This window comes from Kitasatospora sp. MY 5-36 (assembly GCF_001182915.1).
Lineage (GTDB): Bacteria > Actinomycetota > Actinomycetes > Streptomycetales > Streptomycetaceae > Kitasatospora.
Genome location: NZ_LFVW01000091.1, coordinates 16950 through 27907, shown reverse-complemented (window position 1 = coordinate 27907; position 10958 = coordinate 16950). Strand labels below are relative to the sequence as shown.

At 69.7% G+C, this 10958-nt stretch carries 7 protein-coding genes and 1 pseudogene; 6 read left to right on the top strand and 2 right to left on the bottom strand.

Annotated elements, in window-relative coordinates:
* Positions 1–339: 339 nt before the first annotated feature.
* Together AE652_RS07690 and AE652_RS07685 are read right to left on the bottom strand one after the other, a co-directional pair.
* A pseudogene (locus tag AE652_RS07690) lies at positions 340–1413 on the bottom strand (sugar phosphate nucleotidyltransferase); the annotation flags it as partial.
* A gap of 342 nt (positions 1414–1755) precedes the next feature.
* A complete protein-coding gene (locus AE652_RS07685; RefSeq protein WP_049650424.1) occupies positions 1756–3999 on the bottom strand; it encodes a (Fe-S)-binding protein in 2244 nt (747 codons plus the stop codon).
* A gap of 308 nt (positions 4000–4307) precedes the next feature.
* On the opposite strand from AE652_RS07685, the gene dnaK reads away from it, so the two are divergent.
* The 6 genes from dnaK (at position 4308) to AE652_RS43025 (ending at position 10958) form a co-directional block, all read left to right on the top strand.
* On the top strand, positions 4308–6149 hold the full coding sequence (dnaK, locus tag AE652_RS07680; RefSeq protein WP_049650423.1) for a molecular chaperone DnaK: 1842 nt from the start codon (positions 4308–4310) through the stop codon (positions 6147–6149).
* On the top strand, positions 6146–6763 hold the full coding sequence (gene grpE / locus AE652_RS07675) for a nucleotide exchange factor GrpE (protein WP_049650422.1): 618 nt from the start codon (positions 6146–6148) through the stop codon (positions 6761–6763). The genes dnaK and grpE overlap by 4 nt, the downstream gene beginning before the upstream one ends.
* A gap of 146 nt (positions 6764–6909) precedes the next feature.
* Positions 6910–8073: a molecular chaperone DnaJ gene (dnaJ, locus tag AE652_RS07670; RefSeq protein ID WP_049650429.1), complete on the top strand. Its 1164-nt coding sequence runs from the start codon at positions 6910–6912 to the stop codon at positions 8071–8073.
* Between the two features lie 7 nt (positions 8074–8080).
* Positions 8081–8611: a heat shock protein transcriptional repressor HspR gene (locus AE652_RS07665; RefSeq protein WP_304414261.1), complete on the top strand. Its 531-nt coding sequence runs from the start codon at positions 8081–8083 to the stop codon at positions 8609–8611.
* Between the two features lie 177 nt (positions 8612–8788).
* Positions 8789–9775 (top strand): helix-turn-helix domain-containing protein, encoded by a 987-nt coding sequence (locus AE652_RS07660; protein WP_049650421.1) that lies wholly within the window; start codon positions 8789–8791, stop codon positions 9773–9775.
* Between the two features lie 565 nt (positions 9776–10340).
* Positions 10341–10958 carry a hypothetical protein gene (locus AE652_RS43025; protein WP_143204511.1) on the top strand — a complete coding sequence of 206 codons (618 nt, stop codon included), beginning with the start codon at positions 10341–10343 and terminating at the stop codon, positions 10956–10958.

Below are 10958 nucleotides of genomic sequence, written 5' to 3'. Positions count from 1 at the left end.
TGGCCCGCCGGGCGTCGCCGCGTGCGGGGCCGTGAAGTACTCCGGCCCGTCCGTCCCCCCGTGCCCCCCGGGCGCGGACGGCGGCGGAGGGGCCGACCACCCGCCGCGCGGACGGTCCGCGCCCTGACCGTTGTCGTATCGATTACCAGCCACGGTCCGAAGGTACCCGTCCGGCCCGGCCCGCGGCGGCCCCGGACGAAGCCGGGGCCGGTTTGCAGCGAGGCTGAGACGAACGGGGCCGAAAACCCGCGGGGCGCGGGGTGGCTACCGCTGTGCGCCGACCGACGGCCCGTGCACCGCCGCGGCCGCGCTGGTGCCGGCCGGGCAGCCGCCCGGGCCGGCCGAGGTGCGGACGGCGCCGACCGGCAGCAGGGTGCCGCAGGCGATCCGGATGCCGTTCGGCAGCTCGTTGTCCGACTCCACGATCGCGCCGTCGCCGATCACCGCGCCGTCCAGCGCCGAGCGGGCGCCGACGGTGGCGAAGGCGCCCACGATCGAGTCCTTGACCAGGGTGTCCGGGCCGATCACCGCGCCGGGCAGGATCACGCTGCCCTCGACGATCGCGCCGGCCTCGACCACCGCGTCCTCGGCGACCACGGTGCCGCCGCTGAGCACCGCGCCCGGGTGGACGGTGGCGCCGGGCAGCAGCAGGGCGTCGCCGGTCGGGCCGGGGACGGCCGGGGAGTCGACCTTGCCGAGCACCAGGTCCGCCGAGCCGCGGACGAAGGCGGCCGGGGTGCCCAGGTCCAGCCAGTACGAGGTGTCGACGACGCCGCGCAGCAGCGCGCCGGTGGCCAGCAGTTCGGGGAAGGTCTCGCGCTCGACGGACACCTCGCGGCCGGTCGGGATGCGGTCGATCACGGACCGGGTGAAGACGTAGCAGCCGGCGTTGATCTGGTCGGTGACGATCTGCTCCGGGGTCTCCGGCTTCTCCAGGAACTCCAGCACCCGCCCGTCCTCGTCGGTCGGGACGAGGCCGAAGGCCCGCGGGTCCTCGACCCGGGTCAGGTGCAGGGTGACGTCGGCCCCGGCGGCCACGTGGCCGTCGCGCAGGGCGGCGATGTCGACGCCGGAGAGGATGTCGCCGTTGAAGACCAGGACCGGTTCGTCCGGGCCGCAGGTCAGGCCGGAGGCGGCGTTGCGGATCGCCCCGCCGGTGCCCAGCGGCTCGCGCTCGGTCAGGTAGACGAGCTCGATGCCGTACGGGGTGCCGTCCTGGAAGTGGTCCTCGAACACCTCGGCCAGGTACGAGGTGGCCAGCACGACGCGGGTGACGCCGGCGGCGGCCGCGCGGGCCAACTGGTGCGCGATGAACGGGACGCCTGCCACCGGCAGCATCGGCTTGGGGGTGTGGGTGGTCAGCGGACGCAGTCGCGTGCCCTTACCACCGACCAGCATGATCGCCTCGGTCATGGTCTGCGCTGTTCCCCTTGTGGTCTCTGCGGCCCGGCCCGGCGGGCCGACACCTCGTCGTCGGTCTGGACCCGGCCGTGCGGCCGGCGCGGGTCGCCACCCGCCCGGGGCTTCCGTCCGGAACGGGTCGACCGGCACGAAGCCGGTCCGGGCCTACTGTATTTGCTTCCGACCGAATGCCCGTCCGGCGCCTGTGCGATTGCCGTCACCCCCCGTACGCCCGCCGTACCGGGGCGGGCCGTCCGGAGCGACCGAAAGCCCGGCCCGGCGGGCGCGTTCGCGGCGTCCACCGGGCCGGGCAGTTGTTGCAGAACTGTCGAACAGCGGGCTCGTCGGCGCCGGTCAGGCGCCCACCGTCGCGGGCTGCTCCTCGTCCCCGGTCGGCGGGAGGGCCTTCACCGAGTCGAGCAGCAGCTGGGCCACGTCGACCACCTTCAGGTGCTCCTTGGCCGCGCCCTCGTTCTTCTTGCCGTTGACCGAGTCGGAGAGCATCACCAGGCAGAACGGGCAGGCGGTGGAGACGATGTCCGGGTCGAGCGACAGCGCCTCGTCCACGCGCTCGGTGTTGATCCGCTTGCCGATGCGCTCCTCCATCCACATCCGGGCACCGCCGGCGCCGCAGCAGAAGCCGCGCTCCTTGTGCCGGTGCATCTCCTGCTGGCGCAGACCGGGGACCTTGTCCATGATCTCGCGCGGCGGGCTGTAGACCTTGTTGTGGCGGCCCAGGTAGCAGGGGTCGTGGTAGGTGATCAGGCCCTCGACCGGGTTGACCGGGATCAGCTTGCCCTCGTCGATGAGGTGCTGCAGCAGCTGGGTGTGGTGGATGACCTCGAAGTGGCCGCCCAGCTGCGGGTACTCGTTGGCGATGGTGTTGAAGCAGTGCGGGCAGGTGGCCACGATCCGCTTGACCGGGGCGTCCTCCAGGGCCGCGTTCAGCGTCTCCACGTTCTGCGCGCCGAGCATCTGGAACAGGAACTCGTTGCCCAGGCGGCGGGCGGAGTCACCGGTGCAGGACTCCTCCTTGCCGAGGATCGCGAACTTCACGCCCGCGGTGTGCAGCAGCTCGGCGAAGGCCTTGGTGGTCTTCTTGGCGCGGTCCTCCAGGGCGCCGGCGCAGCCGACCCAGTAGAGGTACTCGACCTCGGCGGGGTCGATGTCCTCGCCGATCACCGGCACCTCGATGCCGGTCTCCTTCTTGAGCTCCTTGACCCAGTCCAGGCGGGCCTTGGTGGCCATGCCCCACGGGTTGCCCTTGTTCTCCAGGTTCTTGAGCATCGTCCCGGCCTCGGTCGGGAACGAGGACTCGATCATCACCTGGTAGCGGCGCATGTCGACGATGTGGTCGATGTGCTCGATGTCCACCGGGCACTGCTCGACGCAGGCGCCGCAGGTGGTGCAGGACCACAGCACGTCCGGGTCGATGACGCCGCCCAAACCACCGGAGTCAGGGGCCTCGGCGGTGCCGATCAGCGGGCGCTCGGCCTCGGCCAGGGCGGCCGCCGGGACGTCCTTGAGCTGCTCGGAGGTGGCCCGCTCCTCGCCCTCCATGTCCTTGCCGCCGCCGGCCAGCAGGTACGGCGCCTTGCCGTAGGCGTGCTCGCGCAGGCTCATGATCAGCAGCTTCGGCGAGAGCGGCTTGCCGGTGTTCCAGGCCGGGCACTGCGACTGGCAGCGGCCGCACTCGGTGCAGGTGGAGAAGTCGAGGATGCCCTTCCAGGAGAAGTGCTCGACCTGGGAGACGCCGAAGACGGCGTCCTCGGCCGGGTCCTCGAAGTCGATCGGCTGACCGCCCGAGGTCATCGGACGGAGGGCGCCGAGCGCGGTGCCGCCGTCCTCCTCGCGCTTGAAGTAGATGTTGAAGAAGCCGAGGAAGCGGTGCCAGGCCACGCCCATCGAGGGGTTGAGGCCGATGGTGGTCGCCCACGCGAACGAGATGCAGATCTTCAGCATCGCGAACAGGTAGATCAGGTTCTCCAGCGTGCCGTGCGACAGGCCGCCCAGCGCGGAGACCAGCGGGTACGAGACCAGGTGCTCCGGCCCGTACGAGTCGACGCCGTTGAGGGCGCCCTCCAGGCCGCGCAGCATCAGGATGCACAGGCCGATGCCGAGGATCGTGTACTCGACGTAGAAGGCCTGCCAGGCGATCGAGCCGGCGAACCGGGACTTGCGGCCGGACCGGGACGGCAGGCTCATCAGCCGGATCACGATCAGGACGGCGATGCCCAGCGTGGTCAGGGTGCCGACCAGCTCGACGAAGAGCTGCCAGATCATCCAGTGGCCGATGATCGGCAGCGCGAAGTCGGCGTCGAAGAGCTGGCCGAAGGCGTTGACGATGGTCAGCACCAGGCTGAAGAAGCCGACCGCCACGAACCAGTGGGCGATGCCGACGATCCCCCAGCGGTTCATCCTGGTGTGGCCGACGAACTCGGTCGCGACGGTCTTCACCCGCTGGGCGGGCTGCCCGAAGCGGGTGGAGTCCGGCGCACCGGTGCGGACCACCTTGTAGATGTACAGCGCCGCACGGGCGGCGAGCGCGGTGCCGATCACGAATGTGACCAGCGAGATGACGATCGCTGCTAGCTGCATCGGCTCTCCGTCTCCTGCGGCTTTGCGGTTGAGCAGGCTCTGCGTTACACGGTCTTGGGAACTGAGTGTACTGGTCGGTAACTTGCCGGGCCGACGGCCCGGACATTACCGGTGACCGACCGTTGTCCAGAAGATTCCCAAGCTATGGCGGCAGTCACGTGGCCGCACCCCCGCCCCGGCGTGGCGCGCCCACTCCGCCCCGCCGCTCAGCAAAGTTGAGCGAGCGGCGCTCATAGCTGTTGACTCCGCCCACCGGGTCGTGCATCCTTGAGCCTGTAAAGCTCAACTCTTCCGTGGAGGTATCTACGATGGCACGCGCGGTCGGCATCGACCTCGGTACGACGAACTCGGTCGTCAGCGTTCTGGAGGGTGGCGAGCCCACCGTCATCACGAACGCCGAGGGCGCTCGGACCACGCCGTCCGTCGTCGCCTTCGCCAAGAACGGCGAGGTCCTCGTCGGCGAGGTGGCCAAGCGCCAGGCGGTCACCAACGTCGACCGCACCATCCGCTCGGTCAAGCGCCACATGGGCACCGGGTGGAAGATCAACATCGATGGCAAGGACTTCAACCCCCAGCAGATCTCGGCCTTCGTGCTGCAGAAGCTGAAGCGGGACGCCGAGGCGTACCTGGGCGAGACGGTCACCGACGCCGTCATCACCGTCCCGGCGTACTTCAACGACTCGGAGCGCCAGGCCACCAAGGAGGCCGGCGAGATCGCGGGCCTGAACGTCCTGCGCATCGTCAACGAGCCGACCGCGGCCGCCCTGGCGTACGGCCTGGACAAGGACGACCAGACCATCCTGGTCTTCGACCTCGGCGGCGGCACCTTCGACGTCTCCCTGCTGGAGATCGGCGACGGGGTCGTCGAGGTGAAGGCCACCAACGGTGACAACCACCTCGGTGGCGACGACTGGGACCAGCGCGTCGTCGACCACCTGGTCAAGGTCTTCCAGGGCGGCCACGGCGTCGACCTGTCCAAGGACAAGATGGCCCTCCAGCGTCTGCGCGAGGCCGCCGAGAAGGCCAAGATCGAGCTGTCCTCGTCCTCCGAGACCTCGATCAACCTGCCGTACATCACGGCCTCCGCCGAGGGCCCGCTGCACCTGGACGAGAAGCTCACCCGCGCCCAGTTCCAGCAGCTGACCGCGGACCTGCTGGAGCGCTGCAAGGTCCCGTTCCACAACGTCATCAAGGACGCCGGCATCTCGCTGTCCGAGATCGACCACGTCGTCCTCGTCGGCGGCTCGACCCGCATGCCGGCCGTCGCCGAGCTCGTCAAGGAGCTGACCGGCGGCCAGGACGCCAACAAGGGCGTCAACCCGGACGAGGTCGTCGCCATCGGCGCCGCGCTCCAGGCCGGTGTCCTGAAGGGCGAGGTCAAGGACGTCCTGCTGCTCGACGTCACCCCGCTGTCCCTCGGCATCGAGACCAAGGGCGGCATCATGACCAAGCTGATCGAGCGCAACACCACGATCCCGACCAAGCGCTCCGAGATCTTCACCACGGCCGAGGACAACCAGCCGTCCGTGCAGATCCAGGTCTACCAGGGCGAGCGCGAGATCGCGGCGTACAACAAGAAGCTCGGCATGTTCGAGCTGACCGGCCTGCCGCCGGCGCCGCGCGGCCTGCCGCAGATCGAGGTCACCTTCGACATCGACGCCAACGGCATCATGCACGTCGGCGCCAAGGACCTCGGCACCGGCAAGGAGCAGAAGATGACCGTCACCGGCGGCTCCTCGCTGCCGAAGGACGAGGTCGACCGCATGCGCCGCGAGGCCGAGCAGTACGCCGAGGACGACCACAAGCGCCGCGAGGCCGTCGAGACGCGCAACTCCGCCGAGCAGCTCGTCTACTCGACCGAGAAGTTCATCGCCGACAACGCCGACAAGCTGCCGGGCGACGTCAAGACCGAGGTCGAGACCGCCATCGGCGAGCTCAAGGAGGCCCTGAAGGGCGAGGACATCGCGAAGATCCGCGAGGCCTCGGAGAAGGTCTCCACCACCGCGCAGAAGCTCGGCCAGGCGCTGTACGCCAACGCCGACGCCACCGCCGGTGCCGCCACCGCCGGTGACTCCGCCCAGGCCAAGGACGACGACGTCGTCGACGCCGAGATCGTGGACGACGAGAAGCCCAAGGGCGGTGCGGCATGACGGACAAGCCGCAGGGCGGCAAGCCCGGCGACGACTCCGCCGCCGAAGAGGCCGTGATCAAGGCTGCCGAGGAGGCCGCCGCGGCCGGCAGCGGGGAGTCCGGTTCGGAGGGTCTCGCCGCCGCCAAGCGCGAGCTCGCCGAGCGCACCGGTGACCTGCAGCGCCTCCAGGCCGAGTACCAGAACTACCGCAAGCGGGTCGAGCGCGACCGGCTGACCGTCCGCGAGATCGCCGTCTCCAACATCCTGGAGTCGCTGATCCCGGTCCTGGACGACATCGGCCGCGCCCGCGAGCACGGCGAGGTCACCGGCGGCTTCAAGTCCGTCGCCGAGTCGCTGGAGACGGTCGTCGCCAAGCTGGGCCTGCAGCAGTTCGGCAAGGAGGGCGAGCCCTTCGACCCGACCATGCACGAGGCGCTGATGCACAGCTACTCCTCGGACGTCACCGAGGACACCTGTGTCCAGGTCCTCCAGCCCGGCTACCGCATCGGCGAGCGGATCATCCGCCCGGCGATGGTGGCCGTCGCCGAGCCCCAGCCCGGCAGCCAGGCGTCCACGGACGCCGAGGCCAAGTCCGCCGACGCGGACAAGTCCGACGGTGGCTCGGACAGCTGACAACCTGTGACGGGTGACAACCAGTGCGCTGCGGAGTCGTACGCCGGCCAGTACGGCGGCCGGCTCCGCAGCGCGCTGTCAGCAGTCGTGCTCGCAGCCGCTGTTGACAGCTCAGTGACGATGGACATCGGGAGGTGGCGTACGCCATGAGTGGCAAGGACTTTGTCGAGAAGGACTACTACAAGGTCCTCGGCGTGCCCAAGGACGCCACCGCCACCGAGATCAAGAAGACCTACCGCAAGCTCGCGCGCGAGTTCCACCCCGACGCCAACAAGGGTGACGCCAAGGCCGAGGAGCGGTTCAAGGACATCTCCGAGGCGTACGACGTCCTCTCCGACGAGAAGCGCCGCAAGGAGTACGACGAGGCCCGCAGCCTCTTCGCCAACGGCGGCTTCCGGGCCGGCGGCGGCCCCGGCGGCACCGGCAGCTACAGCTTCGACTTCGGCGACCTCTTCAGCGGCAGCCAGGGCGGCGCCGGCAGCGGGGGCGGCATCGGCGACGTCTTCGGCGGCCTCTTCAACCGCGGCGGCACCCGACAGGCCCAGCCCCGGCGCGGCGCCGACGTCGAGACCGAGGTGACGCTCTCCTTCGAGGAGGCGGTGGACGGCGCGACCGTCCCGCTGCGGATGACCAGCCAGGCCCCCTGCCGCAGCTGCAACGGCACCGGCGCCAAGACCGGCACCACCCCGCGGGTCTGCCCGACCTGCGTCGGCGCGGGCACCGTCAGCCGCGGCCAGGGCGCCTTCGCGCTCTCCGAGCCGTGCAAGGACTGCCGCGGCCGGGGCATGATCGTCGACGACCCGTGCACCGACTGCCACGGCAGCGGCCGGGCCAGCTCGGCCCGCACCATGCAGGTCCGCATCCCGGCCGGCGTCCAGGCCGACCAGCGCATCCGGCTCAAGGGCAAGGGCGCACAGGGCGAGCGCGGCGGACAGCCCGGCGACCTCTACGTCACCGTGCACGTCGACCCCCACCCCGTCTTCGGCCGCAAGGGCGACAACCTCACCGTCACCGTGCCGGTCACCTTCCCCGAGGCCACGCTCGGCGCCACCATCGAGGTGCCCACGCTGAACGGCCCCGCCGTGAAGCTCAAGCTGCCCCCGGGCAGCGCCAACGGCCTCACCATGCGCGCCCGCGGCAAGGGCGCCACCCGCAAGGACGGCACCCGCGGCGACCTCCTCGTCACCGTCGAGGTCGTGGTGCCGCAGCACGTCACCGGCGACGCGCTGAACGCCCTCGAGCAGTACCGCGAGGCCACCGCCTCCGACGATCCGCGCGCCGCCCTCTTCCGGGCGGCGAAGGGAGCGTGATGACCAGATGTCCCCGATGAACCCGATCGACCCCGACACCCCGATCGGCCCCGGCCTCGGCGAAGGCCTGCCCGGCACCGGCCCCCGCCGCACCCGCCGCGCCGCCGCGTCCCCGCCGCCGTACGTCCTCACCGAGGACACCCCGGTGTACGTCATCTCCGTGGCCGCCGAACTGTCCGGCCTGCACCCGCAGACCCTGCGCCAGTACGACCGCCTCGGCCTGGTCTGCCCCGACCGCACCGCCGGCCGCGGCCGCCGCTACTCCGCCCGCGACATCCAGCAGCTGCGCGAGGTCCAGCGGCTCTCCCAGGACGAGGGCATCAACCTGGCGGGCATCAAGCGGATCATCGAGCTGGAGAACCAGGTCACCGCCCTCCAGTCCCGCGTCACGGAACTGGTCGACTCCCTGGAAGGCGCCGCCACCGCCCTCCAGCAGCGCGAGGCCGCCGTCCACGCCTCCTACCGCCGCGACCTCGTCCCGTACCAGCCCCCCACCCCGCAGTCCAGCGCCCTCGTCGTCTGGCGCCCCAAGCGCTGACCGGGCACCCACCGGCCGCCGGCCCCTCCTCTCGGGGGGTGCCGGCGGCTGCCGTGTGGTGAGAGAGTGCAGTCACATTTCGTCTTCATCGGACTCATCAGGTCTGGCATGCTGAAACGTGACTCAGCGGCGGCGCTGATGGGACACAGGCGTCACGGTAACGGCAAGGAGCCGCAGATGAGTGAACGAGAGCAGCCCGTTGCCGCTGGCTCACCCGTCCTGTCGGCCGAGGCCCGAGAGCTATATCTGGCCGTCATCCGAGGAGACGGTCATCTGCCGTCAGGATCCGATCCCGGGCGGGCCGATGCCGCTCGGGACGAGTTGGTCGGAATTGGCCTCCTCGTACCCGACACCGACGATCCGAGCGATTTCATAGCGGCCGATCCCACCCAGCTCTCGACAAGCCTCAGCCATTCGTGGCAACGCCAAGCACTGGATCTCCTCTCGCGGGCCGTTTCACTCCCGTCCGAACTCCAGGAACTCGCACAGGAATTCCACGCCCCGAAACAGCAGGGAGGGTCGATCGAATATGTGCGAGGGAAGGCCCTAATTCATCAGCGAGTACAGCAGTACAGGGTTTCCATGGAGGAAGCCCTGGCGCTCCAGCCTGGCGGCCCTCGGCCGCCGGACGTTCTCTCGGTCATGGTCGAGCAGGACCTGAACACCCTCCGCAGTGGCACGACGATGCGGACGATTTACCACGCCAGCACCCGGTACCATCAGCCGACCAGGGATTACGTGGCCACACTCGCACGTGCTGGTGGGCAGTACCGGACTCTCGACGAGCCCTACACGCGACTGATAGTGATGGATCGGCGCGTGGCCGTGATCCCGATCGCCGATGACATGAGCCTCGCGGCCTTCATCTACGACCCCGCAGTCGTCAGCTATCTCGTCGAAGAGGTATTCGAGCGCTGCTGGAGCCGCGCGCTGGAATTCGAGGGCGACCGCACAGTGCCACAACAGGTGGTGTCCCGCCTGCGCCAGACGATTATTGACCAGATGCTAGAGGGCACCAATCACCGGGTCATCGCACGACGCCTGGGAATCAGCGAGCGAACGCTGGCCAGACATATAGCCGAGATGCGGGACGACTACAAGGTCGACTCACTGTTCCAGCTCGGATACGTTCTCGGCCGCAAGGCACAGGGGCCGATCGACTGAATCACCGCCCACTACGGACAGACCGGAGAATGTTCCGGGATTCCGGCATGGCCGGGGCGAACAGGGCCGCACTCAGGTCCAGGCGATGTCGTCGGCAAGGGTCACAGCAGCTTCCGTAGCGCCTGTCCCATGAGAATCGACAGCGTCCGCGAGGCAGCCAACGCCAACCACAGCAGCCGCGACGGCCAACGAAAGCACAACCTTGCGGACAAATCGGCGCATGGTAGGCACGCCCCCACTCTCTCCCTCGGGAATCGCCACTGGAAGTTTCAAGCCAGGATAACGGCTCACATAGTGCCGCACGATAGAGAAGCTGTCACCTGGCCTGCCGCAGAGTGTGCGTCATCTCCCTGCCAGGCGTCCAGATGACACAGGCCAACCCTGGACGCGACGCCGCCCGGCGATGGACGATCAGTTCGCTCCCAATGGTCCGGCAAGACACCACATCTTGCCAATGTACCGTCAAATGCTAAGTCGTTCACCAGCGGCATCACCACACAGAGCAGCCCACAGCCAACGCGTCGCCGACTCTCACTCCCCCGGTCGGCCTTTCCCCGGAGTCGACATGACCGAGCCCTACCTGCGTCACCACGACAGCCAGGCCCCTGAGGGTCGGCGTGCACGTGTGTTCCTGGCCGCCCCGCTGATGCGACTGACCGGGCCGGCCGACAGCGTGGTGACCCTCGCCAGCCGGACGCGGCTGACGACGCTCCGCACCACCCTCCTCCGCAGCGGTGCCGCCGTGTACAGCGCGCACCACAGCGACGCCTGGACCATCTCCGGCCGCGCGCCGGAGCCCCGCGTCCCCTCCGACTTCCGCGCCCTCCAGTCCGCGGACCTCGTGTTCGCCTACGTCGGCGCCCCGCTCTCGGCCGGCGTGAGCCTGGAGCTCGGCTGGGCGTCCGCGCTGCGCAAGCCGATCGTCCTCCTGGTCGACGAGGCCATCACCCACAACCCGCTGATCGCCACCATCGAGCAGGTCGCCCCCGTCCTCCCGCTGGTCTTCGACGACACCTGGTCGCAGGAGGCCCTCAACCACACGGTCGAGACCGCGCTCGACTGGGCCGGCATGGCGCTCTCCCTGCGCGAGGGCTTCTGGACCGCCCCCGGCGAGCAGTTCAACGTCCCCCGACAGCAGCCCGCCGTCCCCGGCTACTGGCCGACCGGCGCCGCCACCGGCTGA

What these genes read in the sequence shown, in the direction of transcription:
- AE652_RS07665 (WP_304414261.1), top strand. Translation starts at nt 8,081, where the DNA reads ATGTCCCCGATGAACCCGATCGACCCCGACACCCCGATCGGCCCCGGC.
- AE652_RS07660 (WP_049650421.1), top strand. Translation starts at nt 8,789, where the DNA reads ATGAGTGAACGAGAGCAGCCCGTTGCCGCTGGCTCACCCGTCCTGTCG.
- dnaK (WP_049650423.1), top strand. Translation starts at nt 4,308, where the DNA reads ATGGCACGCGCGGTCGGCATCGACCTCGGTACGACGAACTCGGTCGTC.
- dnaJ (WP_049650429.1), top strand. Translation starts at nt 6,910, where the DNA reads ATGAGTGGCAAGGACTTTGTCGAGAAGGACTACTACAAGGTCCTCGGC.
- AE652_RS07685 (WP_049650424.1), bottom strand. Translation starts at nt 3,999, where the DNA reads ATGCAGCTAGCAGCGATCGTCATCTCGCTGGTCACATTCGTGATCGGC.
- AE652_RS43025 (WP_143204511.1), top strand. Translation starts at nt 10,341, where the DNA reads ATGACCGAGCCCTACCTGCGTCACCACGACAGCCAGGCCCCTGAGGGT.
- grpE (WP_049650422.1), top strand. Translation starts at nt 6,146, where the DNA reads ATGACGGACAAGCCGCAGGGCGGCAAGCCCGGCGACGACTCCGCCGCC.